Here is a 26988-nt window from a genome sequence, read left to right on the forward strand (position 1 = left end):
TCTTAGAAAGTGCATAATGTACTCGTGGAGGGTTATTATGCCTATTTTTATATGTGATATAGAAGTTCTAGTTGAGACTGTCTTATTTCATAATTATAATATACAATATAATTTATACATACTAAAAAACGAATAACATAGTGAAAAAGGAGAGAAAGTGACAAGGTGAACAGGCGTTTTAGACTTCAACTAACAATAATCTTGATTGTCTTTTCCTTATGTATTTCTATTGTTATTGCAGTATTTGATTTCGGAAAATTGGAAGAGCGTGTGCGTATTGGACATGCTACCAAAATTGCGATGGCAGAGGATAAAATTATTGATTCACTGACGACTATTGATAAAGTATACAATCTATTGGATTACCAAATTGCCGATGAAATGAAGCGGCATTCGGATACGATGTTGGACATGTATGAACAAGAACCTGATTTTGAAAAATGGGATTTTCAAGGGTTAAAAGAGCAGTTTGAGATGGATGTTTTCGTTATTAATGAAGAAAACACCGTTATTAATAGTAGTTTAGCAGCCGACATTGGATTAAATTTCAATAAATGCTGTGATGGGCTAGCCAAATTACTGCGTGAAAGAAGAGAAAGTGGTATTTTTTCACATGATGGGATGGATTTACAACAAAGCAATGGGGAAATTCGGAAGTTTAGTTATATGCCGACACCAGATCGAAAATATATTTTGGAACTTAGTGTACCGCTTGAAAATAAAGCTATTTTCCAGCAATTTGACTTGATGACAACAATTAATAAGTTGGAAAAGGAATATGATGCGATTAGTTCGATTCGTGTGTATAATTCAGCGGGACATTTGCTTGATTTTCGAAAAGATAGGGCCAGTGTTCAGAAGTTGCCACCTGATTTGAAAGAGGTACTACGAAATTCGATGCGCAGTGGAGAGCCTCAGGAGATTGTGGGGAAGGTTGAGGGACAGCATATTATACATCGCTATATCCCTTACTCAGCTGACGAAAAGCGAGGGTTATCGACGAGTCGAGCGGTTGAGATTATTTATAATGATAGTGAATTGGCAGGATTGTTAGGGGTATATCGGAACGGATTCATTTTTCAGTTGATGGGTATTGTGAGTGCGGCTGTCGCCTTATCCTTTGTCATTGCTCGTCTTGTAGCGAAGCCAATTCATCTTGCTTTTCATGATAGTTTAACAGGTTTGAAAAACCGAGCGGCATTTGAAGAGGAAATCAAGAAAAGATTTATGCGCAAGAACAATCGGATCGCTCTTATGATGATTGATCTCGATAATTTTAAAATAGTGAATGATTCGCTAGGGCATATGGAAGGGGATCGGATTTTACAACTTGCTGCTAAGACTATACAGGAAATTGCCGGACCTAAAAATATTGCTGCCCGCCTAGGTGGGGATGAGTTTGTTGTGATATTTTCTGAAAAAGAGGAAAGTAAAGTGTTAGAGGTTGCCTCAGAGATGATTGAGAAGATTAAGACGGAGTTTTCATCACTACAAGAACACGACCACATTAAAGCGTCGATTAGTATTGGAATCGCTTACGCGACAGCGGATGACGATATGGTAACGCTATATGACAAGGCAGATCAGGCGTTATATCAATCGAAGGAGAATGGAAAAAACCAATATAATGTGTATGGAATGGAAAAAGTATTTTCGTGAAAAATAAAAAAACGGAGCTTGCCAGGTTTAGTTGGACAGGCCCCGTTTTTTTTGTCTAGGCGCTTGCACTTTTGTTCGTTTAAAGTGCTTTATCGTCTACGGAGTCGAGCCAAGCCTCGATGGTTCCGATGACAGATTCCACACAGCCGTCTTCAAATGGAGATAAGAGATTCGCTTCCTCCACGAGTTTGGTAAATGACTTGGAGCCCCCAAGTGTACATAAATGTAAATAATCTTTCCAAGCAGATTCGTGATCTTCGCGTGAGCGTTTCCAAAATTGGAATGCGCAAATTTGTGCCAATGTATAGTCGATATAATAGAACGGGTCGGCATAAATATGCGCTTGGCGCTGCCATACCGCACCTGCTTCTAAATAGCCGATGCCATCATAGTCGCGTTTTGGTAAATAGATTTGCTCGATTTCTTTCCAAGCAGTCTTGCGTTCAGCTGCGGTCATGTTAGGGTTTTCATAGACAACATGTTGGAATTCATCGACTGCAACACCATACGGTAAAAATAGCAATGAACTGCTTAAATGTGCGAATTTATATTTATCCGTCTGTTCTTTGAAAAACAGTTCCATCCAAGGCCAAGTGAAAAATTCCATACTCATGGAATGGATCTCTGCACCTTCATACGTCGGCCACATATACTCGGGAATTCCGATGTTGCGGCTAGAATAGACTTGAAATGCATGCCCGGCTTCATGCGTTAGGACATCAATGTCGCCTGATGTGCCGTTGAAATTGGAGAAGATGAAGGGAGAATCATAGTTATCGATAAACGTACAATAGCCACCTGCTTCTTTTCCTGTCTTTGCTTCGACATCTAATAAATTTCTATCTGTCATAAATTTGAAAAATGTATCTGTTTCGGGTGAAAGCTCTGCATACATCTTTTTCCCGTTTTCAATGATCCATTCGGGAGATCCTTGTGGCGTGGCATTGCCCGTGAGGAAGTCTAGTGATTGGTCATAAAACTTGAGTGAATCGACACCAATTCGCTCGGCTTGGCGGTCGTATAGTCGATTGGCAAGTGGAACGATATAATCCCGCACCTGGTCCCGGAATTTTTTAACCATCGTTGCGTCATAGTCAATGCGGTTCATGCGGATATAGCCCAATTCTACATAGTTTTTATAACCAAGTGTTGTAGCGATTTCATGTCGAAGTTTCACAAGCTCATCATAAATCGTATCGAATTGCTCACCGTTATCTGCGTAAAAAGCATAGCTCGCTTCCATTGCCGCTTTTCGAACGGAGCGATCCGTAGATTCGGCATAAGGGCCCATTTGTGCAAGTGTCAGCTTTTTACCATCAAAGTCGATTTGGGCAGATGCGACGAGCTTGGAATAATCGGAAGATAACTTGTTTTCTTTTTGCAATAAGGGCATAATTTCAGGTGAAAAGGACTTGATGGCGTTATCGGCAAGGGCAAATAGTTGCGTACCCCATTTTTCTTCCAAATCTTTTCTGAAAGGTGTAGCGACAAGTTCTTTGTAGTAAGCAGTTTCAAGCTCTTGATACGCAGGTCCGATGTCGTCGAAATAATCGCGTTCCATGCGGTAAAAATCATCATTTGTATTGATGGATGCACGGATATAGACGAGGTTTTCTTGTGTGGAATAGTCATTGCTAATGGCATTGATCTTTTCCATGACTTCATTTTGTTGCGCATAAGAGTTAGCAGTGCGGAAATCTTGTAAAAGACTAGTAAACTGTTGTTTGATTTGATCCATATCAGGTCGTACGTATTCGTATTGTTCAAATGTCAGCATGAGAATCCCCCTTGAGTGTGTGAGAGTGAAAGCATATACAGTTTCTATTGTTAACTACATTTTGGAAAAACGCAAAACAAATGTAGAGCAATCCGGACGCGATTACGCCTTGACGTAATAGTTCTACATAAGTCGAGGGTGCATACCGCCTTTTTTTCGACAAATGATGTATGATGAAGGAAGCGTAAAAAATCGCTTACAAGAAAATGGTCACTGAGAGGTTGGATATATATGAATATAACCGAACATGTAGTTACGCAAATGCTTGATCCTACCGGTATTTTAACTGGGGAGCGTTATGAATTCCGCTTGTACATTGAATTGGAAGAGGACGATGAGTTGTATGCTGAAGGTGGGACGGGATTGCGAGTGATCTTCGCAGTGGACGGAGATCAAGAGCGTATTGCTTCTTACCACTTTTTTGAACGGACAACGGAAAAGGTTCTTGATTTTGGCTTAGAGGACGACGAAGAGGCTATTGTATTAGCATTTTGCAAAGCGCATATCCCAGCATAAGTGAAGAAAAGCGGTACACATTTGATAGATGTGTATCATTTTTTTCTTTTCTATGAGGCGAGAGTCTTCTACTGAATAAAGATAAAATGTGGTTTCAAAACAAATTATGTGTTTTTTCTTGAAAGATAGTAGATAATATGGAGAGTGGATGAGACCGAGAGCAATGATCATCCAAGACTATACTAACTGGAGTGTTTGCATATGAATAATGAGATAGTAGATATTACAATTATTGGGGGAGGACCGACTGGGCTTTTCGCTTCTTTCTATGCTGGAATGCGCGAGATGTCGGTTAAAATTATCGATAGCTTACCACAGTTAGGTGGTCAGCTGATTGAATTGTATCCCGATAAGTATATATATGATGTTGGTGGATTCCCAAAAATTCTTGCGAAGGATTTCGTTGCGAATCTCGTAACACAAGCACATTATGCGAAGCCAGAAATCATTTTGGGCGAGACGGCTTTATCGGTAACACGTGATGGGGATCACTTTATCCTTCAAACGGATAAAGGTGTTCATTTAACGCGTACGATTTTATTGACGGCTGGAATCGGTGCATTCCAACCACGGAAAATCGGTCTTAAAGAAGAGAGTAATTTTGAAGGCACGACATTGCATTACGGCATTAAAGATTTAACGATTTTCAAAGACCAAAACGTTGTCGTTTGTGGTGGGGGAGACTCGGCAGTTGACTGGGCGCTTATGCTTGAAGATATAGCTGCAAGTGTGACAGTTGTTCACCGTCGTGAACGTTTTACAGCGCATGAAACGAGTGTCAATCAGCTAATGGAATCGAAAGTGATTGTGAAGACATCACGTGCGGTGAAAGCAATTGAAGGCGAAGCAGGCGCAATTAGCGGCGTTGTATTGGTGGATAAAGAGGGAACAGAAGAACAACTAGCTGTTGACCATCTGATCGTCAACTATGGTAACATCTCTTCACTCGGACCATTGAAAGAATGGGGCCTTGAGATGGACCGTAACTCCATTATGGTCAACACACGGATGGAGACGAATATTGAAGGTATTTACGCAGCAGGCGATATTACGAACTATGATGGCAAAGTAAAATTGATTGCTGTTGGACTTGGTGAGGCACCAATCGCTGTCAACCATGCAAAATCACATGTTGATCCAAAAGCAAGAGTGCAACCTCTTCATAGTACAAGTGTATTTAGTTGAATAGATTGCATACAAAAAGCCGCATTATGCGGCTTTTTTGGTGCATAGGAAACTATAAAATTCTCGTCCTGTGGATAAGTGAGTACATGGAGATTCCCCGTCTAGGCTCCAACGCCTGTCGCCCCTGAACAGGCGCATGCGCTTTTGTTCTTCTATAATAAAAAAGTAATCGCGAGAATGAGCACTAACGGACCGAATAGAATGAGATAGCCAACTGGGTGCCCGAAATTGACCGTCCAACCAACACCAAATCTTTTTTCGACAAAGATAGAAGGATCATTTTTATTGACATAAAAGACACCGAATTTCCAATATTGGTCGTCATCGACTGCGGTAATGCCCGGAACAGCTTCATCCTCAAATGACACATCAATACGTGAACCACTCTGCCCGATTTTAAAGGCATAAATCGCAGTTCCGATTAAGATGAGTAATAGAAAACCGAGAGGGAGAGCAAACATAACAGCAGCATTGCCAAGCCCTTCGTGAATAATCGTTAAGTGTAGAAATCCTAAAAGAATCGTGAGTAGTACACTCGTAATGAATAAAAACCAGCTTGTATACTTTCGGAATAATAACTGCTGAACTTGTGATGTTTTTCCTTTTGCTGGATTCAATTTAATGCCAGATTGTTTGGTCGTTGCATTGATACCGAGCATCATACCTTGGATCACGAGCAGGATAAGTAGTTGAGCAATAACGGAAAAGGGCGTTTTCGGACTAAAAGCATCAGGCTGCCCGCTTGGCCCCCAATGCGTTGGAATCATAGCAGGCATCTGACTGTATTGTGTGGCCGTATAACCAATTAGCCCAAGTGTAATGAGCATTGGTAATGCGTACAGATAGCTTGGTAGCATTTCATCCTTTGCTCGACTCGTCAAATCTGCAATCTGAACTTGCTTCAAATCTGCGCCCCATTGCTGAGTGCGTTTTAAGCGAGTAGTTTTCGCGTGAAAGTATAAGTAAAGGGCCATACTGATAAAAAGTAGTCCAAATTGAATGGCTACCCCGGTTAGGACCAGTGTTTCTTCAGACAGGTGGCTAGTGTTTGCCCAGATGGCATAGCCGATGAGCGAGATGAGGCCGATAATCAGAATGATTGCCGAATACATTTTTTTATAGGACGCGACAATGGTATCATCCGTATGACCTTCTGGAATGGTGACACCGAAAGCAATTGTTCGTCTAAGTACAAATGGAGTAGCAGCTTGTATGATAACAATGAAGCCAATAATGATAAGAAAAATGGTGAGCTCCATTTTTTTATTCCCCCTTAAAGTCTGAAATGATTGATGAGGCAAGCGTTAATAAATCTTCTTTGTTCATACCGAGTACAAGCGCTTCAGCGAGTATAGGCTTCAGTTCCTCCACTACGCGTTCACGATGACTTTCTAGAATTCCATTTTGTGCAAGTGGGCTAATGATTGCTCCCGATTTAGGGACGATTTGAATAATCCCTTTTTTCTCTAAAGCATGATAAGCCTTATTGACGGTATGCATGTTCATGCCAAGATCTGCCGCTAGTGAGCGAACGGAGGGCAGGGCATCTCCGTCAGCAAGTACCCCTCGGGCAATTAACTCGATTAATTGGTTCGTCAATTGTGTATAAATCGGTATATCCGAAGAAGGCTCGATTCGAATTAACATAGTGATCCTCCTAACTGTTCTATATTCATTATAACAAAATGGCGTCGCGAAGTGTACGGTTTTGCATAATTTCTGTGTCCTATACGGAAACTATGTCAAGAATACACGCCTGTTGATTAGCTGAAAAACAACTAAATTATGTACTAGGCACTCTGAATACAATGGCTTTCGGCTCGCTTTGGATTAAATAATTTCTATACGACTATCGAGGTGCTTCTGTGTGTAGGGATGTGACGAAGTCACATCCCTACACACTTTATTCGATAATCATACGGTGATTGTTCATCCGCCGCTTTCCAAAAACATAGGTAGACACAGCGTGCATGCTTTTTGGGAAGAAAGAATTGTCAGCTCTTTACATAGAGAGGCGGCCAAAGATACAATTTTGGCTGCTGAAGCCTTTGTAATGGTCTTTTCCATTGTTATTGTGGGGGAAGTTCACTTTCTTACTCGGCTTGTCATGTTAAGAAGCCTAAGCCTTGCGATAAGTAAAGAAGGAACGCATTGTTCAATGGGAAAGTGTGCCCGAAATTGTATCTTCGGGCACTATACTCTTTGAAGAAAGTCATTTCTAGATAGACTCGCCCTTCAAACAGGAGGAATTGATTCCTCCCCTAAAGCTGTCGTGAATCATGTACTGAAAGCGGGCCGAAAATTATTCAGTGAAAATGAAGATGTTAGCACTTCTCATCAATATTTTATGTAAGTAAAGGGTTAATCAACAGGCATGCCAAGAATGATCAGAAAATAGCTATCACAAAAAGTAACCCTTGAACATTTATTGTTCAAGGGTTCTAGTCATTTATTCATCTCTGAAATAGTTACGAACGTATAGCCTTCACTTTGTAAATAAGCCATTACAGCATCAAGTCCATCTGCTGTCGATTGGTGGATATCATGCATGAGCACGATACTGCCTGCTTTCGTTTGGTTTTTCACATAGGTAAGTAGCTGATTGGCGTTTCGATGTTTCCAATCGAGTGTATCGACATCCCACATAATGACAGGCAAGCCAATTTGCTCACGAACGCTAGCATTGACTGCGCCATACGGGGGTCTGAAAACAGTCACTTTTCCACCAGTAGCATTTTCGATAGTGGCGGTGGTATTGTTCACTTCGTTGCGAATGGCTTCTGGACCCAGTTTCGTCAAAATAGGATGGCTCCAAGAATGATTGCCAAGCTCATGGCCGGCGTCTTTAACGGCTTTAGCGGTATCTGGATTTTTTTCTGCCATATTTCCAAGCATAAAGAACGTTGCTTTAGCATTATACTTGTTTAATGTTTCAAGAATTTGTGTAGTGATGATTGGGTCGGGCCCATCGTCGAATGTTAGGGCAACTTGTTTTTCGTTGGAGCGGTCTATGATTTTGAAGCTTTCTGCTAGTAAGTCATTGACTTCGGTAAGTGGGATTGCCACAATTGGGGGTCCGACTGATGCAGCAGTAAAGGTATCTTCATCGAAATAAAAGATGAGCGATTCGTCTGTAATGGCGAAGTTTTTAAAGTTACTGATGATAGGTGCTGTATATGCCTGTACATCATCAGGCGACAAAGCGTCTTTTAGTAATGGATCTTCCTTCAATTTGTTTTGAATAATCGTCGAGAGATTTTCAAGTGTCTGTGGCTCGCTAGTAATCACATGCTCGATTGCTAGACTTTCACCTGTTTCAGTATTCAAATGGAAAGATTGTACGTCAATACTTTTAGGTGTATCACCAATGGTTTGCTCATTAATAAGCACAAAAGAATAATTTCCCGAGGAATGGCTAAGCGTTTCAAAAGAGATGGAGAGTTTACCTTGACGATCACGCTTTTTTTGTTTTTCTAGTTCAGTTATAAAATGTTTCTTTGCCGCATTCACGTAAGCGAGTACTTCGTCATTGAAAGGGCTATGTAAGCTTTCCGGATAGCGAATTGTATAGGGGACAGCCTCGTCGTTGGATGTTTCAGTCACAATTTTAATGTTTGCGTACTCTTCAGAGTCAACAGTTTCGACAGTGGGTGGAATGGCAGCAGTTTTTTTCTCGCTAGCAGAAGATGCGGCCTGGTTTTTATTCGTTTGGGTAACTAAGTAGATTGCTGCTACAGTCATGGCAATGATAGCGATTGAAAACGAGATATCAATCCATTTGGAGCGGCGTTTGCGGTGTATTCTTCTCATTTTGTAAGACTCCTTTTCTCTTTATAGAAGGTTAGACGGGCGTTTGTCGAAAATAGTTTCAAAGAATTAAAAATTCATGTCGAAATTTACCGAGAAACATATTCTCTTAGTATAGCACGTGGAATATGGCAATCCAATGGTAGACCCTTGCTAGATACAGATAAAATATTGTAAGCACTCTGCACTGCAAATGACTGTATAAAGTAATGATTTTTTGACAAATACGTGAAATTCTTTTTCCGAATGACTCGTTGTGATACAATAACAACGTCCCGGATTTTGTGAATGCGGGCATGCTTTTGTATGTTTACAATTAAGTGTGAATAAACCGATCCGGTTGTTGACTTATAACATGCAATTATAAAAAAACAAGGTGGTTGGAAAAATGGAAAAAGGTACTTACCGGGTGTTACTGTATTATAAATACGTACCCGTTGCAGATCCGGAAACGTTTGCTGCAGAACACTTGAAAGCTTGTAAAGAAATTGGATTAAAAGGTCGTATTTTGGTTGGAACTGAAGGCATTAATGGTACGTGCTCAGGAACAATCGAACAGACAGATGCTTATATGAATTTATTGAAGCAAGATGAGCGATTCGCAGATATGGTGATTAAAATTGACGAAGCGGATGGACATGCTTTCAAGAAAATGCATGTGCGCGCACGTCAAGAAATCGTTAACCTAAGTCTTGAAGAGGATATCAATCCAAACGAGCTAACAGGTAAACGACTAAGCCCAGAAGAATGGTTTAAACAAATGCAAGAGGAAGATACAGTGATTATTGATGCACGTAATGACTATGAGTTCGATTTAGGTCATTTCCGTGGTGCGGTTCGTCCTGATATTGAAAACTTCCGTGATTTACCGCAATGGATGCGGGACAATAAGGAACAATTCGAAGGGAAGAAAATCCTGACGTATTGTACGGGCGGAATTCGTTGCGAAAAATTCTCTGGCTGGCTTGTTCGTGAGGGGTACGAGGATGTGTCACAATTGCACGGTGGGATTGCAACATATGGTAAAGATTCTGTAGCGCAAGGACAGCTATGGGACGGACAAATGTACGTCTTTGACGAGCGTATTGCAGTTCCGATTAACCAGGTTGAACAAGTAATTGTCGGGCGTGACCATTTCGATGGTACACCATGTGAGCGCTATGTAAACTGTGCGAATCCAGAGTGTAACGCAAAAATTCTTTCATCTGAAGAAAATGAGCATTTATATATGCGCAGTTGCTCAGACGAATGCCGTACGCATCCACGCAATCGTTATTTCGTGGAACATAATATGACGGTCGAGGAATATGACGAGCGTTTGGAAGCAATCGCACGCCATAAAAATGCAACACCTGCATTGTAATTGTCAGTAGAAAAAAATCGTCTGGTCAGATGTATTTCTGTTCAGACGATTTTTTGGTGTGGCTGGGGTTTATTTTATCTATATAAATTGAACGTATGATTTTCACCTACTCTCTAACGAAGGCATCCGCAAGCGTCGAGCGTTGTGGGTAAGTTTTTTTAGCTCGATTTATCTAGAATAATGGCCATATCTACTTTATGAGCTTTTGACATGAGATGTGATCTCCCCAAAATAACTCTAGAAAGTGGTATACTAATAGCATTGAACACAATTGGAGGAACAAGATTTATGCAGTGGAGAAATTTATATCGCGGTTTCTTTATGGGAATTAGCGACTTGATTCCTGGGGTAAGCGGAGGAACAATTGCGTTTATGCTCGGGATATATGATGAGTTATTAGCATCGATTAGTGGATTTTTCAGTCGAAATTGGAAAAAGTATATTGCTTTCCTTTTGCCGCTTGGTCTTGGAATCGGTATTACCTTGCTATTATTTAGTAAAGTAATCGAGTTTTTATTGAAAAACTATCATGCACCTACCCAGTTTTTCTTTATGGGGTTGATCCTTGGGATTATTCCTTTCATTACGAAGCAGGCGGATGTGAAAAAGAATTTTAAGTGGACACATTTCTTAGTGATCCTTTTAGTTGGTGTCGCATTAGCTTCAACTGCGTTTATCGTTCCGCATGATTCTGCTCCGATTACAAAATTGACAATGACGAACACAATTGGCTTATTTTTTGCTGGGTGGGCAGGCAGCATGGCTATGTTGTTACCGGGGATTAGCGGCTCCTTTATCTTGCTACTGTTAGGTGTCTACTCAACAGCGATTGGCGCATTGTCGAACTTAAACTTTCCGATTATTGCCGTCATTGGAGCAGGTGTCATTGTTGGCTTCATCGTCAGCAGTAAAGCCATTAGTTATTTACTGGCGAAATTCACACATATTACATTTGCTACCATTATCGGTCTCATCATTGGCTCAATATTTGTGGTTTATCCGGGAATGCCTGAGAGCGGAACACCATTTGTCATGAGTGTGATCGCATTCTTTACGGGGATTGTTGTAGCCAATATCTTTAGTGCATCAAATACGAGTACAGCAACGACTTCAAAGTACTAAGAAAAGCACCAGCATCTGAAACAATTTACCTTGTTTCGGAGCGGGTGCTTTTTTTTGTCCCGCATTATCACGTAGCTCTTCGCATACAATGGATAAAACCATGCCCTGACTGGAGGGAATACAATGGATATCATTAACAAGGTGAAAAGCTTTCGGGAAGAAGAAAACAAGCTGAAATGGGAAGGTACTTTTGAAGAGTATTTGGCGATTGTGAAAGACCGAAAAGAAGTTGCGCAAACTGCACATTCACGTGTCTACAATATGATTAAGAGCTCAGGCTTGAAAGAGAAAGACGGGCATCGGTTGTATCAGTTTTTTGGAGAAGAAATTTTTGGCCTTGAAGAGGCAATTGAACGGTTAGTCGAAGAGTATTTTCACCCGGCGGCGAAAAGATTGGATGTCCGTAAACGAATCTTGTTGTTAATGGGGCCAGTGAGTGGTGGAAAATCGACGATTGTTACTTTATTAAAACGTGGTCTGGAAAGCTATTCGAAAACGGACGAAGGCGCAATTTATGCCATTAAAGGCTGTCCGATGCATGAGGATCCACTTCATCTCATTCCACAGAATTTGAGAAAGGATTTCTTCGAGCAATATGGTGTTCGGATTGAAGGTAGCTTATCTCCATTGAATACGATGCGTCTTGAGCAAGAATACGATGGGCAAATTGAAAATGTACTGGTAGAACGAATCTTTTTCTCTGAAGATAAGCGGGTTGGGATTGGGACGTTTACGCCTTCTGATCCAAAATCACAGGATATTGCTGATTTAACAGGTAGTATTGACTTTTCAACGATTGCTGAATTTGGCTCGGAGTCCGATCCGCGTGCGTATCGTTTTGATGGGGAACTGAATAAGGCCAATCGAGGCATGATGGAGTTCCAAGAGATGCTGAAATTGGACGAGAAATTTCTTTGGCATTTATTATCCTTGACGCAAGAAGGGAATTTTAAAGCGGGTCGCTTTGCGTTAATTAGCGCAGACGAGTTAATTGTCGCGCATACAAATGAAACGGAGTATCGCACCTTTATTTCCAACAAAAAGAATGAGGCGCTACACTCCAGAATTATTGTGATTCCGATTCCGTACAATTTAAAGGTTAGCCAGGAAGAACGAATCTATGAAAAAATGATTAATGAAAGTGATATGACACATGTGCATATTGCACCGCATGCCTTGCGCGTAGCAGCCATTTTCTCGATTTTAACAAGGCTGGAAGTTTCTAAGAAGCAAGGGATAGATGTAGTGAAAAAAATGCGCCTCTATGATGGGGAAAGCGTCGAAGGACTTAACGAAGTGGACGCGGAAAGTTTGCAAAATGAGTTTCCGAACGAAGGAATGCATGGCATTGATCCACGCTATGTCATTAATCGTATATCTTCTGCGATTATTCGAAAAGAAATACCTGCCATCAATGCGTTAGACGTGTTGCGTGCGTTGAAGGAAGGATTGGACCAACATGCTTCTATATCGCAAGATGATCGAGAAAAATACATGAATTATATTTCGATTGCTAGAAGAGAATATGATGAAATCGCTAAGAAAGAAGTGCAAAAAGCCTTCGTCTATTCATACGAAGAGTCTGCAAAAACGATGATGGATAACTATTTAGACAATGTGGAAGCCTTCTGCAATAAAAACAAATTAAGAGATATGTTAACAGGGGAAGAAATGAATCCAGACGAAAAGCTTATGCGCTCCATCGAAGAGCAAATTGGCATCTCAGAAAATGCGAAAAAAGCATTTCGTGAGGAAATTCTCATTCGGATTTCTGCCTATGCCCGCAAAGGAAAACGTTTTGACTATCATTCTCATGATCGTTTGCGAGAAGCCATTCAAAAAAAACTATTTGCAGATTTAAAAGATGTCGTCAAAATTACCACTTCATCCAAAACGCCGGATGAATCGCATCTGAAGAAAATCAACGAAGTAGTTGCAAGGCTCATTGATGAGTATGGCTATAATTCGATTTCTGCCAATGAATTGCTACGCTATGTTGGAAGTTTGCTAAACCGATAATGAAGTAAGTTAAAAACTAGCGGATCATAGATAGGTGTGGATAAAATGAGCGAAGAACAACATCAATTTGTTGTGTCAGAGGAAAACTGGACCCTTCATCGAAAAGGCTATCAGGATCAGCAACGCCATATGGACAAAGTGAAAGAAGCCATTCATAATAACTTGCCTGATCTAATCAGTGAGGAAAGCATTGTGATGTCAAATGGGCGTGAGGTCATTAAAATTCCGATTCGCTCATTAGATGAATATAAAATTCGCTACAATCATGACAAATCGAAGCATGTTGGGCAAGGGAATGGTGACAGTCAAGTAGGGGATGTCGTTGCAAAAGATGGCGATCAAGGACAGAAGGGTCAAGGGCAAGGAAAGGAAGCTGGCGATCAACCTGGGCAAGATTACTATGAAGCCGAGGTTTCGCTAGCCGAAATTGAAGAAACGCTTTTCAAAGAACTGGCATTACCTAATTTGGCGAAAAAAGAGCAAGCTGAAATAACAGCTGAGAAAGTTGAATTCAACGATATTCGTAAAAAAGGGCTCATCGGCAATATTGATAAAAAGCGCACGATTTTAACTGCCATCAAGCGAAATGCCATGAAAGGAAAAGCCGCAATTGCCCCAATTCATAATGATGATTTACGTTTTAAAACGTGGGATGAAGTAGAGAAGCCCGAATCCAGAGCAGTTGTGTTAATGATGATGGATACAAGTGCATCAATGGGGACGTTTGAAAAGTATGCGGCAAGGAGTTTCTTTTTCTGGATGGCACGATTTTTGCGAACGAAGTATAAGACTGTTGACATCGAATTTATCGCGCATCATACAGAAGCGAAAGTCGTAACGGAAGAGGATTTTTTTTCAAAAGGGGAAAGCGGCGGTACAATTTGTTCGTCCGCCTACGAAAAGGCTTTGGAGCTTATCGAACAAAAATACCATCCCGCACGCTATAACATTTATCCATTTCATTTTTCAGATGGAGAAAATATGTCATCTGACAATGAAAAATGTATGAAGCTTGTGCAGAGTTTAATGGAAGTTTCCAGCCTTTTTGGCTATGGGGAAGTGAATGCGTATAATCGTTTTTCAACCTTAATGTCCTCTTACAAAAAAATTGACGACCCGAAGTTTCGCCATTATGTCGTCAAGGAAAACAAAGATGTCTATTTTGCACTCAAACGATTTTTTGAAAAGAGTTCGGAGGGATCCGAGTGACAGAGATGAAGGCGCTTCACCGTGCGATTGATGAGATTACGGAAATTGCTACTGGATTCGGCCTTGATTTTTATCCGATGCGCTATGAAATTTGTCCTGCTGATATTATTTATACATTTGGTGCATATGGGATGCCGACGCGATTTTCTCATTGGAGCTTTGGTAAGCAATTCCACAAAATGAAGTTGCAATATGATCTTGGACTAAGTCAAATTTATGAGCTGGTCATTAATTCAAATCCTTGTTACGCCTTTTTACTGAACACCAATAGCCTCATTCAAAATAAATTGATTGTTGCACATGTCCTGGCGCATTGTGATTTTTTTAAAAATAATGTTCGTTTTTCCAATACGTCGCGAGATATGGTAGAAAGTATGACAGCGACTGCAGAACGGATTGCACGTTATGAGATTGTGTATGGCAAAGAGGAAGTGGAACGCTTTTTAGATGCTGTGCTAGCGATTCAAGAGCATATAGATCCCTCTATTATGCGGCCGAAACAACCTGAACTAGAGGCTGCAGATGAGGAGAAGGCTACCCCTATAAAAACGCCTTATGACGACTTGTGGAATTTGGATCAGAAAGAACCGACGAACAAAGACAAGAGGCCCAAAGTCGAGAAAATACCGCCAAGGCCGGAAAAAGATTTGTTATTGTTCATTTTAGAAAATAGTCGTGCATTAGAAGAGTGGCAACGAGATATTTTAACGATGATGCGGGAGGAAATGCTTTATTTTTGGCCGCAGCTAGAAACAAAAATTATGAACGAAGGCTGGGCATCTTATTGGCATCAACGGATTTTACGTGAAATGGATCTAACATCGGATGAGACCATTAACTTTGCAAAGTTAAATGCGGATGTTGTGCAACCTTCTAAAACACGTATCAATCCCTATTATTTAGGATTGAAAATTTTTGAGGATATTGAAAAACGTTATGATCATCCAACGGAAGAAATGAAAAGGTATGGGGTTAAACCGTATTCAGGTAGGGAGAAAATGTTTGAGGTGCGGGAAGTGGAATCCGATATTTCCTTCATCCGCAATTATTTAACGAAAGAATTGGCACAGCAAGAGGATCTCTACTTATTTGAGAAAAAGAAAAGCGATTATTTAATTACAACAAAAGACTATGAAGCTGTCAGAGATCAGCTTGTCTCGATGCGTGTCAACGGTGGTTTTCCTTATATTGTCGTAGAAAATGGGGATTATTTACGCAATGGGGAACTGTATTTGTTGCATCGATATGAGGAGACGGAGCTCGATGTGCAATATTTGGAACATGTCCTACCTTATATTCATCAACTATGGGGACGTATTGTTCATATGGAAACGTATGTGGACAATAAGCAAATTGTTTTTTCGTATGACGGAAAGAAAATTCATCGGCAAAATCGTTGACAGAGAATGCTCTAAAAAAAATGCCAGTTACGAATGCGGTTTTTAAATCGCATTGTAGCTGGCATTTTATCTTCATTCAGCTTGTTTCAGTAGGAAGGTGAGTAGTTTATAATCGAATTTTATTGTCTTTTTTTGGGGAGTTACGTTTATAGCTATACATATTTGCGTCAGCCAATTGAAACAGGCTTTCAAACGTGTCAGCATCTGTTGGAAAGAAAGCAATGCCGATACTGGCTTCGACTTGCAATGTTGCGGATCCATTCTGAAAAGGGGTGTGCTGAAAGGTTTTTTGCAAACGATCATTCCAATCGAATACGGCTTTTTGCGTTGGAAAATTTTCGAGAAAAATAACGAATTCATCGCCTCCTAATCGGGCGACTAAATCATTTGTGCGGACAGCTTGTTTGAGTAACATCGCCGCATGTTGCAATACTTGGTCGCCAACGACATGTCCGTGTGTATCATTAATCTGTTTGAAACGATTGAGATCGATGAGCACAAGCGCAGAATCATTTGGTGAACTTGTTGTCAATTTCGCAATCCGCTTTTTTACATTAGACACGAAATAAGCTCGATTGTGTAGCGTAGTAAGTCCGTCATGATAGGCCAGCTGTTCAATCAGTTGGTCATTTTCAAGCTCTTCCGTGACATTTCTCCAAATTAAATAAAACAACTTTTGATCCTCTAAAATAATGGTTGAAGCTTCTACAGAGTAATGGAGGGGGCCAATATCGGCTGTTGTAAACGTAATTGGATAATCATGCAAAGTTTCATGTTCTTCAAGCTGTTGGGTGAAGTGCGAGAGTGCTTCTTTGTTCTCCGTAGATCGAACAAAACCAAATAAATTGCTTCCTTGTTGGTCATACTGAACCAGTTCTTTTTTAGCGTAACCATTGAGTTCTACGATATCCCAATCGCTATTCACAACCGTAATGGAGACGGGCATAAGGTTAAACATCATTCGATACTTTGTAGCGTTTGAGGGCAGCAAGTTGAATCGATAAGCCGCGACCATTAACAGTGATGGGAAAATAATCCCCATAATTAGGTAAGGATAAGGAGGAAGCGTAACATTGAAAGCAGGATAGGCTAATATATTCATCGTAATAAGTCCGATGAACGTTCCAGAAGCCAATAAGCGTAAAATTTTTTTGCGACTTGCCGTTGAAGTGGACGTAAAGCCGTTTACTAAGATGGCGATGAAAATCAAGATGATGATTGTAAAAATGGTCAATAAGCTATAATAATGGATTGTATAAACAGGGACATACCAAATCCCTCTTTGAATAAATGCAGCATGGCCAATCAAATGGACATCAAAAAATGTAGTTTGCAACCCGAAGAAAGCTGGTAAGTAATTGCTAACAGGATAGAAAGGAATCGTAATTCGTTCGTTGAGTTTCGTAATATGAATAAAAAAATGTAACGTTACGCAAATGATTAGGACGCAATTATTTTTGAAAAATAGCTCTACCATAAAAGAACTATAAGAAATCGGAAGTAAGTGGCGGATGAATTCTTCAAGGAACATAAAGCTATACAAGTAAATTAATAAAGCGATGAGGCGATTCGTCGTATTTCGATAGTTACGTGTAACGACTAAGCATGCGCATCCAAACAAAGTGATGCCGGGAATGAGGTAAACAAGTAAATACATGATGAGTTGTTGAACCTCCATGTCATACTCCACCTTTCAATCTTGGGTCTTGTGTAAAAATAGGTATTATCGCTATAACATATAGATGAATTAGAGCGCTTATTAGTATTATCGTCCTTTATTAGATGAAGATAAATATATTGTCGAAGTATTCTTTTATTAAAATGCTTGACTAGGTGAATCAAAATGTAGATGATGGAAAAATGGATGAAGAAAGTAGGGGAATGTCGATGATTCGTTATCCAAAACTGTTACAAAAGGGCAATACGATTGGTGTGACTGCTACATCATCAGGAGTTGGGAGTGAATTACATCATTTATTGAGAAAAGCGGCTCATCAGTTTGAGCGAAGAGGGTATCAAATCCACCTCGGAGAAACGGTATGGACGGATGACAAACTAACGTCTGCACCGAAAGAAATCCGTAGTGCAGAATTAATGGAAATGCTGATGGATGATGAAATTTGTGCAATACTTCCGCCATGGGGCGGTGAATTTTTATCGGAAGTTCTTCCGCTTCTTCAATTTGATAAGATGGAACCGAAATGGATTGTTGGGTATTCGGATAGCAGTACGCTGCTATTATCGATTACGTTAAAAACTGGGATAGCGACAGTTCACGGGACGAACTTCGTTGATCTAAGAAGTGATGAATGGGATCCTGTCACCTCGAAATTTCTTGACGTACTTAAGGCCGCTGAAGGAGAGACGATTGTTCAACAATCATCGGAAAAATATCAGTCACAATGGCAGCATAATGCGCCGCCAGATCCGTATGTTTTTAAATTAGATCGAGAAACAAAATGGAGAGTAATTGGCGATAAACCTGTCCGATTCGAAGGTCGAATCTTGTCTGGTTGCATTGATACAATCCGCCATTTAGTGGGAACGCCTTTCGGAGATGTGAAAGCTTTTCAAGAGAAATTTATAGCGGGAGATAAAATTGTCTGGGCACTTGAAAATTGTGAAATGGATGCACCTGATTTTTATCGATCCATTCTTCAGTTACACAATGCAGGCTGGTTTGATAATACAGCGGGCATTATTTTTGGTAGAACGGCCGCCGGTGAAGCAAAAGGTGGATTCAGCGATGTAGATGCAATGGAGAGGCTTGCTGATCTAACGGGTATTCCAATCGTTTATGATGCAGATATTGGGCATAAGCCTCCACAAATGACTTTTGTCAATGGGGCTTACATGGACATTGAAGTAGCAAATGGCAAGGCAGTGATGCATACACAATTCATCTGATAGCCGTTAGGAAGCTATTTAACATGGAGCATGCATATGCTCGGCGTCGCGATGGATTCAATTAAATACGATATAAGTTGGACACGATTTCTTCTTTTTGGAGAAATCGTGTTTTTGACTATATAGGTTGAACTTATGATTTTTATCTACTACCCAGCGAAGGCGCCTTACAAGCGGTCGCCGATGCCGTAAGACTGGCAGTGGTTTTCTGCCTGGCTTATGGCGGGAGGTATCCGCAAGCGCCGAGCGTTGTTAGTGGAATTCTTTAGTTCAGTTTATATAGCATAAATTGAACGTTCAAGAAAGTAGAAATTGTTACCACAAATCGGTATGATTAAGCACCGATTTGGAGAGGAATAAGTGTAACCTGTGAAGGGAATAGCGGATTCAAATGACTCGTATTTGGATAGGTCTACGAAAGAGGTGTGTAAATGGATCCATATGGAGATCATCATCGTAAAATCATAAGTCCACTGGATAAGCCACAAATGGACGCTGATGATATAGACAAGGCAAGTAGTGATGGCGATGAAGAGGAAGGCAAGCAAGCATCACCACAAATGGACGATTTGGAAACGGCCAATCATGAATCACTCGTCGGCCATCTATCGGAATTGAGGAAGCAACTTGTAAAAAGTGTGGCTGTATTTCTTGTGTTTTTTATCATTGTGTTTTCCACCATCAATAGTTGGTTTCCTTATGTGACGAGGGGGCATTCCTTGATTATTCTTGGACCGCTCGAAGTTGTGAAATTTTACATGTCAATTTCGACAGCGCTTGCTTTTGGTTTGTCCTTACCATTCCTCTGTCACTTTTTATGGCAGTTCGTGAAGCCAGGCTTAAATGAGCCAGAGAGTAAGTTTTTAAGTTTATATTCACCTGTCATGTTGCTATTGTTTGTTGGGGGCGTGGCCTTTGGCTATTTTATTGTCAATCCATTGAGCTATACCTTTTTAATTGCACTTGGGGCTGTAAACTTTGATGTAATGGTATCTGCACAGGAATATATCCAATTTTTATTGATGACGACGATGCCGATTGGTCTTCTTTTTGAGTTGCCGATTGTTGCTATGTTTTTAGCGTCAATTGGCTTATTGACGGCAGACTCTATGAAGAAAGTACGGAAGTGGTCTTATCTTGCGATTGCTATTATTTCTGCGCTCATTACACCGCCTGATTTTGTCAGTCAGTTACTCGTACTCATCCCAATGGTTATTTTATATGAAGCGAGCATTTACGTCGTCATGCATATCGAACGTCGGCGTAGTCAGCAAGCCGTTGTTGAATGACTGAAGCCCCATTACGATTTTATATGTAGTGGGGTCTTCTTGTGCTAAAACAGGCCGGACTTTCATTCCAAAATACGCTTTAATCTGGTATGGTTAAAGGAAGGAATGAGATGAAAGGATGATCAAAATGGCGGGACCAGCATTGAAGCAATTACATTCTCATCGTGCAATTCATGAAGGCGGACTTTCCGGCGCAATTGGCAAGACGGAAGAGATGATGGACTTACTAAAACAGGGTAATCTTGAAGTGGCCAACCAAGCAGCAGATGCACTCGTGGACTATTGGTTAACGCGTGTCATCAGTCATGCAGATGCCGAAGAGGAAGGGTTTTACAGTGAAGTCGTGGAACAAAAGCCGAAGATGGAGCATGCGGTCATTCAATTGAAGCGGGATCATGACTTACTTCGCATCATTCTAAAAGATATCCAAGTGCTTCGGGAAACTGAAAATTTAAGTCCAAGCGTTCTACATCGGTTTCATGCGCTATTGGTGGTCAATGAAATACATAGTCGTGACGAAGAGCGTATGCTTTTCGAATAACAGAGACAACAGAAGCACCAGATAGCGGTGCTTTTTTCTTTGAAAGATTAAGATAGGAGATGATTTGCATCGAAAAGGCTTTAAACATTTTAACGACGTATTTTGGCTATCCTTCCTTTAGAACGGGGCAGGAGCAAGTCATTCGTGGTGTGCTACAAGGCGAAGATACGCTTTGTGTGATGCCAACAGGGGGCGGGAAATCCATCTGTTACCAAGTGCCCGCATTGGTAATGGAGGGGACTGTTCTTGTCATTTCTCCACTTATTTCTTTAATGAAAGACCAGGTGGATGCACTTCATCAAGCAGGGATTCCAGCAGCCTACATTAATAGTTCTTTATCGTCAGAAGAATATTTTGGCACGATGGAGTTGGCGATGGAAGGCAAGTATCAACTTTTATATGTGGCACCGGAACGACTGGATTCACCCGCATTTAAAAATCAATTACGCCAAATGAATATCCCTATGATTGCGATTGATGAGGCGCATTGTATTTCGCAGTGGGGACATGATTTCCGCCCGAGCTATCGCAATATTAGTAGCATTGTTTCCTTGTTTGACGAGAAGCCGGTTGTGCTGGCATTGACAGCAACTGCAACACCGGATGTACGAGAAGATATTTGCCGCCAACTGGGTATCAGTGAGAATAATACGGTGATGACCGGCTTTGAACGGGCAAATCTGACGTTTTCGGTTGTCAAAGGACAAGACCGCGAGAAATTTGTGAAAGAATACGTGCGGAAAAATGATGGAGAAGCAGGTATTATTTATGCCGCAACACGTAAAGCAGTCGATTCTGTCTATGAAACGTTGCGAAAGAGCGGTGTAGCTGTTGCGAGATACCATGCAGGACTCGGAGATGTGGAACGCCAGTCTGAGCAGGATCGATTTTTGATGGACGAAGCAACGGTTATGGTTGCGACAAATGCCTTTGGAATGGGTATCGACAAATCCAATATTCGATACGTTATTCATTACCAAATGCCGAAAAACATGGAGAGTTATTATCAAGAAGCGGGGCGTGCAGGACGTGATGGGCTTGATAGTGCTTGTACCATCTTATTTTCATCACAGGATGTTCAAACGCAGCGATTTTTAATTGACCAATCACAGGACGAAACTCGAATCCCGGCAGAATTGGAAAAGTTGCAGTCGATGATTGACTATTGTCATACGGAAGCTTGTTTGCAGAAATTCATCATTACGTATTTTGGGGAAACGGATGTCGTGGATTGTGGACGTTGCGCAAATTGTACAGATACGCGAGAAAGCTCAGATGTCACGGTGGATGTACAAAAAGTGCTGTCCTGTGTTATTCGAATGGGGCAACGCTTTGGAAAGACAATGATTGCGCAAGTGTTAACGGGATCCCGCAATAAGAAGGTACTTGAATTTGGCTTTGACAAGCTCACGACTTATGGGCTCATGAGAGGAAGAAATGCCAAAGAAGTATCTGACTTCATCGAATTCATTATTTCAGAAAACTATCTAGGCGTTGAACATGGACAATTTCCAATCATTTATGTGAGTGAGCAAGGGAAAGACGTGTTAACGGGTAAAGTGAAAGTTCATCGAAAAGTAACGGTCATTACAAAACAAATTACGGCCGACAATCCATTGTTCGAACAGCTTCGCGCATTGCGGCGGCAGTTGGCACAGGATGCAGGTGTCCCTCCATTTGTCGTCTTTTCGGATAAAACCTTGCAGGACATGGCAGCAAGAATGCCTATTACGGAAGAGGATTTCCTAGAGGTAAGCGGTGTCGGACTTGCGAAGTTAGAGCGCTACGGCGAAGCATTTATGGATGAAATTAAAGCATATACAGCGGCAGCACAGGAAAATGTGCCAACGTTGTAATGGTGTTCAAACATCATCAAAAAGAAGCGCATATCATTATGATGGGCGCTTCTTTTTAGATAGTATGTCCATTCACTTAAATACGTGCAGGAACAGAAATTCCCGCATGTTTCGTCTGTTTATTCTTATCGGTTATCGATTTTCTCAGGGTATAAGTCGTGATTTATCAAGCGGTGATCTGCCATCTGTTCATACTTCGTCCCTGGCTTGCCGTAGTTGCAGTAAGGATCGATAGACAAGCCGCCACGTGGCGTGAATTTCCCCCATACTTCGATATAACGTGGTTCAATCAGTTTGATTAAATCATTCATAATAATATTGACGCAGTCCTCGTGGAAATCCCCATGATTTCGGAAGCTGAATAGATATAATTTTAGCGATTTACTTTCCACAAGCTTTTCATCAGGAATAAAGCTAATATACATCGTCGCAAAATCAGGTTGCCCCGTCATTGGACAGAGGGATGTGAACTCAGGGCAATTGAATTTTACAAAGTAGTCACGCCCCACATGCATATTGTCCACGGATTCCAAAATATCCGGACTGTACTCAAATAAGTACTTTGTGTTTTGATTGCCGAGCAAAGTTAAATCGGTCAATGTTGCTTCATCTCTTCCAGCCATAAAAAAACCTCCCGTAAATTTTGTCAGGGAGGTCCATAGATAATAGGAATAAAAAAAGCCATGTCAAATGGACATGGCGTAGATTCCGTCATCCATAGTTTTTTATAGAGGGTCGCTATGAACCTCTCCCAGACAGGGTATTCGTTTCGTCTATGACAATAACGGATAGATTAACGTTTGTCAATAGCTGCATTTTTTCGCATGCCAATTAACGTATACAAAGCAACGATGAGCAACACGATGCCTGTCAGCAAAAAACCACCTTTATAGGTAAGGTCGAGATAGCCAATAACGCTAGATCCCGCAACGACACCAATCGAAAAGAATGCATAGAAATAGCCATAGGCTTTTCCGCGGAACTCTGCGGAAGACGAGTCAATCAGTAAGGAGTTGATGGAAGGGAAAAGGAATGCAAAGCCTGTCCCGTAAATCGCCATCGCAATGTACAAGTAATTCAATTGTTCAACTTGACTTAGGAACAGCATAGCGATGCCCATTAGCGAAATTCCGAATGCCAATGTGACCATTGGACGTAGACGGTCGAAAACCCGATTGATAGGCAATAAAAAAATGAGAATAGCAACGACGCCAAATGTGCTTAATAACAAGCCACTTGTTTTCGTATCAAAGCCAAGTGCCTCCACTTTGAGCGGCAACACAAGTGCAAGCGCGCCTTGTGAAAACATTAAAAAGAATGCACCCGCAAATGCTCGAACCATACCTGGATGACGGAACAGATAGCGGACTTTGAAATGCTTCACTTGTTCTGTTGTATGCTTTCGGACATGTGTAAATGAACGAAGTACAAAGAACGCACTGATGGCCAACACTAGCATGATAGCGCCGTTGACAGCCATGATAAATGGCGTACTCGTTTTAGCAGCAACAATACCGCCGTAAGCTGGACCTACAATGGCAGCCAAGCCAACGAACGCACCGGAAATTGCTACGCTTTTACCACGTTTGGATTCTTCCGCACGATTCGCTAAAAATGTGAAAGCCGCCGGGACAATCAGCCCTTCCATGAAACCATGAACAAATCGGACAGCGAGTAATGACAGAGGACCTGATATTAACGTATAAAGAAACAAAGACAATGCCGCTGCAAACAGCCCAATGAGTAAAATAATAAATGGTCCTTTACGGTCTGTCATGAAACCGGAAATAATATTGCCAATCGTATTAGAAAAAGAATAGATACCGACCGCAAGTCCAACTATAAATGGTGTTGCACCAAGAGAAAGTGCAAATGGACTCATAACAGGTAATTGAGAAAATAAATCGAAAAACGAGAAAAAGACAATCAGATAAACAAAACCACGCATAATGAATGAAGCCTCTTTTCAATTAATCTGTACCTCTCTTACTGTAGCATTTTTTAGTGAGGATTGGAAAAGGACAGATTGTGAACGCTTCATAATTTGAAGGTGCTAGTAAGGAAATATAAATTTTTTAGCAAAAGCAGGCAAGTTGTATAGAAAAATAACAAATAACACGCTAAACTTATACTATAAGTTGCGCATATTGCATATGCATGCAATTGATGGAAAGGGGAAATGACAAGATGACAATTAGAGTTGGAATTGCAGGATACGGAAATTTGGGGCGCGGTGTTGAATCAGCAATCGGTCAAAACAAAGATATGGAATTAGTAGGGGTGTTTTCAAGACGAAACCCTGAAGATGTGCAGTTGTTGAATGCCGATGTACCTGTACATAGCATGGCGGACATTGAGAACTACACGGATGCGATTGATGTGTTAATTCTTTGCGGCGGATCGAAAAACGATTTACCTGAACAAGGGCCAGCATTAGCAGCTTTGTTCAATACAGTAGACAGCTTCGACACACATGCAAAAATTCCAGAATATTTCGAGTCGGTCGATGCGGCTGCGAAACCGAATGGTAAAACGGCAATCATTTCGGTTGGTTGGGATCCAGGTTTATTCTCTATCAATCGTCTATATGGAGAGGCGGTTTTGTCAGAAGGGGCAACATACACATTTTGGGGGAAGGGCTTAAGCCAAGGGCATTCGGACGCAGTTAGACGAATTCCAGGCGTCAAAGGGGCTGTCCAATATACGATTCCAGTACCAGATGCAGTCGATCGTGTGCGCAGTGGGTCATTGCCTGAATTGACGACACGTGAAAAGCATACGCGTGACTGCTATGTCGTGTTACATGATGGCGTGAATGCGGAAGAAGTGAAGCAAGCGATTGTCACAATGCCTGATTATTTTACGGACTATGACACAACGGTGACGTTCATTACAGAAGAGGAGCTGCAACGCGATCATTCTGCAATGCCACATGGTGGATTTGTCATTCGCAGTGGTAAAACAGGTGACGGCAATGCGCAAGTGATGGAGTATTCGTTGAAACTCGACAGCAATCCCGAATTTACATCGAGTGTCCTCGTCACATACGCACGTGCGGCATATCGTTTGAATCAAAGCGGCGAAGCCGGTGCGAAAACAGTATTTGACATCGCACCTGGTCTATTGTCACCGAAAAGTGCGGCGGAGTTACGGAAGGAATTACTATAAGCATTAATATAGATAGCACTACGGCATACCCCCTACTTTTAGGAAGAGGGTATGCCGTTTTAATTTGTTGAATTAATCGCCAATACTACCAAACTTCGGTAAGTGTCATGAATTGTCCATAAATCATCCTGCATATTAATAGAAACCAGTTTATACTAATTCAGTAAGGATTTTTTATGGAAATGGAGAGATACTTTTGAAAAAATGGATGAAGTGGTTCGGTGTAAGTACGCTGGCGCTTGCACTAGCAGCTTGTGGAGATACGGCAGATAGCCAACCAAAGACAGAACCAGTAAGTAAAGAAGAGCAAAAACCAAAGAAGGACGAATTGACAGCAGCAGATGTTTTCAAAAAAGCATTGGCAGCAAAAGATGAGCAAAAGAATATGCATATTGCTATGGATATTGACGACCAAGTAGCGATTGCGGAACAAGAATACCAATTGGATACAAAGATGAATATTGCAATGGATATAAGTTTTGAACCGTTTGCGGCATACCAACTATTGAAAACCAAGATGGATGATGAGGAAGCAGAGGTCGAATGGTATGCAACGAACGAATCGATTTATTTGCACGATGTAGCAGAGAGTATGTGGTTTAATATGCCGGCAGAAGATGGTGAAGACATTGTGATAGATATGCCAGAGGATCTAGATCATTTCAACTACCTTGAGGTATTTGCAGAGCATGCAAAGGATTTTACGGTAGAAGAAACGGACGAGGCATATATTGTTAAACTAGGAGAGTTTAGCGAAGGGCTCAAAGAGATTATGGAAGAGTCGCTTGTCGATGAGCTGCAAGAAGATATGGAAGAGATTGAAGAAGGTCAAGAAGTTGACTTTGCCAATTTCGATATCAAGAAGCTTACATTTGAATTTACCATTGCGAAAGAAACATTTTTTACAACTGGGTTTAATCTAGACCTAGATGCATCAATCGAAATCGATGGTGCGGAAACAGTTGTTACGCAAAAAGCGAATATGGTGGTAAGCAAGATTAATGAACTTGCTGCTATTGAAATCCCACAAGAAGTAATTGATAACGCAACGGAGTATGAAGAAGTAGAAGAGTAAGACGTGCCCCACATGTACCGCAGATTGGCGGGACATGTGGGGCGTTTTATTATGAGAATTATTTTTATGGTGTATAAAAAGGGGAAGTTGGATTT

General features: G+C 41.1%; 21 protein-coding genes. 14 read left to right on the forward strand and 7 right to left on the reverse strand.

Annotation, left to right across the window (positions count from 1 at the left end; translation table 11 throughout):
- Positions 1 to 165: 165 nt before the first annotated feature.
- The gene (locus tag MKY34_RS11830; protein ID WP_342510790.1) at positions 166 to 1659 is read left to right on the forward strand and encodes a GGDEF domain-containing protein; all 1494 of its coding nucleotides are present in this window, start codon (positions 166 to 168) and stop codon (positions 1657 to 1659) included.
- A gap of 79 nt (positions 1660 to 1738) precedes the next feature.
- On the opposite strand, the gene MKY34_RS11835 is transcribed toward MKY34_RS11830, so the two are convergent.
- Positions 1739 to 3436 (reverse strand): M3 family oligoendopeptidase, encoded by a 1698-nt coding sequence (locus MKY34_RS11835; protein WP_342510791.1) that lies wholly within the window; start codon positions 3434 to 3436, stop codon positions 1739 to 1741.
- A gap of 231 nt (positions 3437 to 3667) precedes the next feature.
- On the opposite strand from MKY34_RS11835, the gene MKY34_RS11840 reads away from it, so the two are divergent.
- Together MKY34_RS11840 and MKY34_RS11845 are read left to right on the forward strand one after the other, a co-directional pair.
- Positions 3668 to 3952, forward strand: a complete 285-nt coding sequence (locus MKY34_RS11840) for a DUF6509 family protein (protein WP_342510793.1) — start codon at positions 3668 to 3670, stop codon at positions 3950 to 3952.
- Between the two features lie 201 nt (positions 3953 to 4153).
- On the forward strand, positions 4154 to 5137 hold the full coding sequence (locus MKY34_RS11845) for an NAD(P)/FAD-dependent oxidoreductase (RefSeq protein ID WP_342510795.1): 984 nt from the start codon (positions 4154 to 4156) through the stop codon (positions 5135 to 5137).
- A 152-nt stretch (positions 5138 to 5289) separates the two neighbouring features.
- Here MKY34_RS11845 and MKY34_RS11850 read toward each other — a convergent pair whose 3' ends face one another.
- From MKY34_RS11850 to MKY34_RS11860, 3 genes are all read right to left on the reverse strand, one after another.
- Entirely contained in the window at positions 5290 to 6396 is a 1107-nt protein-coding gene (locus MKY34_RS11850) for a DUF5808 domain-containing protein (RefSeq protein WP_342510797.1), read from the reverse strand.
- Between the two features lie 4 nt (positions 6397 to 6400).
- Complete coding sequence (locus MKY34_RS11855) at positions 6401 to 6784, reverse strand: GntR family transcriptional regulator (protein WP_342510798.1); 384 nt, start codon at positions 6782 to 6784, stop codon at positions 6401 to 6403.
- A gap of 798 nt (positions 6785 to 7582) precedes the next feature.
- Positions 7583 to 8947, reverse strand: a complete 1365-nt coding sequence (locus MKY34_RS11860; protein WP_342510800.1) for a polysaccharide deacetylase family protein — start codon at positions 8945 to 8947, stop codon at positions 7583 to 7585.
- A 385-nt stretch (positions 8948 to 9332) separates the two neighbouring features.
- On the opposite strand from MKY34_RS11860, the gene MKY34_RS11865 reads away from it, so the two are divergent.
- The 5 genes from MKY34_RS11865 (at position 9333) to MKY34_RS11885 (ending at position 16057) form a co-directional block, all read left to right on the forward strand.
- A complete protein-coding gene (locus MKY34_RS11865) occupies positions 9333 to 10307 on the forward strand; it encodes a rhodanese-related sulfurtransferase (RefSeq protein WP_342510802.1) in 975 nt (324 codons plus the stop codon).
- Positions 10308 to 10595: 288 nt separating this feature from the next.
- On the forward strand, positions 10596 to 11429 hold the full coding sequence (locus MKY34_RS11870; RefSeq protein WP_342510803.1) for a DUF368 domain-containing protein: 834 nt from the start codon (positions 10596 to 10598) through the stop codon (positions 11427 to 11429).
- Between the two features lie 123 nt (positions 11430 to 11552).
- Entirely contained in the window at positions 11553 to 13448 is a 1896-nt protein-coding gene (locus MKY34_RS11875) for a PrkA family serine protein kinase (RefSeq protein WP_342510805.1), read from the forward strand.
- Between the two features lie 45 nt (positions 13449 to 13493).
- On the forward strand, positions 13494 to 14657 hold the full coding sequence (yhbH, locus tag MKY34_RS11880; RefSeq protein ID WP_342510806.1) for a sporulation protein YhbH: 1164 nt from the start codon (positions 13494 to 13496) through the stop codon (positions 14655 to 14657).
- Between the two features lie 5 nt (positions 14658 to 14662).
- Complete coding sequence (locus MKY34_RS11885; RefSeq protein WP_342515252.1) at positions 14663 to 16057, forward strand: SpoVR family protein; 1395 nt, start codon at positions 14663 to 14665, stop codon at positions 16055 to 16057.
- Between the two features lie 106 nt (positions 16058 to 16163).
- Here the strand turns inward: MKY34_RS11885 and MKY34_RS11890 are convergent, their stop codons facing one another.
- Positions 16164 to 17735 carry a diguanylate cyclase gene (locus MKY34_RS11890; RefSeq protein WP_342510808.1) on the reverse strand — a complete coding sequence of 524 codons (1572 nt, stop codon included), beginning with the start codon at positions 17733 to 17735 and terminating at the stop codon, positions 16164 to 16166.
- Between the two features lie 209 nt (positions 17736 to 17944).
- On the opposite strand from MKY34_RS11890, the gene MKY34_RS11895 reads away from it, so the two are divergent.
- From MKY34_RS11895 to recQ, 4 genes are all read left to right on the forward strand, one after another.
- Entirely contained in the window at positions 17945 to 18964 is a 1020-nt protein-coding gene (locus tag MKY34_RS11895; protein WP_342510810.1) for a S66 peptidase family protein, read from the forward strand.
- A gap of 431 nt (positions 18965 to 19395) precedes the next feature.
- A complete protein-coding gene (tatC, locus tag MKY34_RS11900) occupies positions 19396 to 20253 on the forward strand; it encodes a twin-arginine translocase subunit TatC (RefSeq protein ID WP_342510812.1) in 858 nt (285 codons plus the stop codon).
- 127 nt (positions 20254 to 20380) lie between these two features.
- Positions 20381 to 20794 (forward strand): hemerythrin domain-containing protein, encoded by a 414-nt coding sequence (locus tag MKY34_RS11905; RefSeq protein ID WP_342510815.1) that lies wholly within the window; start codon positions 20381 to 20383, stop codon positions 20792 to 20794.
- Positions 20795 to 20853: 59 nt separating this feature from the next.
- Positions 20854 to 22650 carry a DNA helicase RecQ gene (gene recQ, locus MKY34_RS11910; protein ID WP_342510817.1) on the forward strand — a complete coding sequence of 599 codons (1797 nt, stop codon included), beginning with the start codon at positions 20854 to 20856 and terminating at the stop codon, positions 22648 to 22650.
- A 125-nt stretch (positions 22651 to 22775) separates the two neighbouring features.
- On the opposite strand, the gene queF is transcribed toward recQ, so the two are convergent.
- Both queF and MKY34_RS11920 read right to left on the reverse strand, forming a co-directional pair.
- Entirely contained in the window at positions 22776 to 23273 is a 498-nt protein-coding gene (queF, locus tag MKY34_RS11915; protein WP_342510819.1) for a preQ(1) synthase, read from the reverse strand.
- A 170-nt stretch (positions 23274 to 23443) separates the two neighbouring features.
- Positions 23444 to 24598 (reverse strand): MFS transporter, encoded by a 1155-nt coding sequence (locus MKY34_RS11920; protein WP_342510821.1) that lies wholly within the window; start codon positions 24596 to 24598, stop codon positions 23444 to 23446.
- Between the two features lie 239 nt (positions 24599 to 24837).
- Here MKY34_RS11920 and MKY34_RS11925 point away from each other — a divergent pair, with 239 nt between their 5' ends.
- Together MKY34_RS11925 and MKY34_RS11930 are read left to right on the forward strand one after the other, a co-directional pair.
- On the forward strand, positions 24838 to 25818 hold the full coding sequence (locus MKY34_RS11925; RefSeq protein WP_342510823.1) for a diaminopimelate dehydrogenase: 981 nt from the start codon (positions 24838 to 24840) through the stop codon (positions 25816 to 25818).
- A gap of 196 nt (positions 25819 to 26014) precedes the next feature.
- Positions 26015 to 26893, forward strand: a complete 879-nt coding sequence (locus MKY34_RS11930) for a DUF6612 family protein (RefSeq protein WP_342510825.1) — start codon at positions 26015 to 26017, stop codon at positions 26891 to 26893.
- Positions 26894 to 26988 lie beyond the last annotated feature (95 nt).

The organism is Sporosarcina sp. FSL K6-1522 (genome assembly GCF_038622445.1).
GTDB lineage: Bacteria > Bacillota > Bacilli > Bacillales_A > Planococcaceae > Sporosarcina.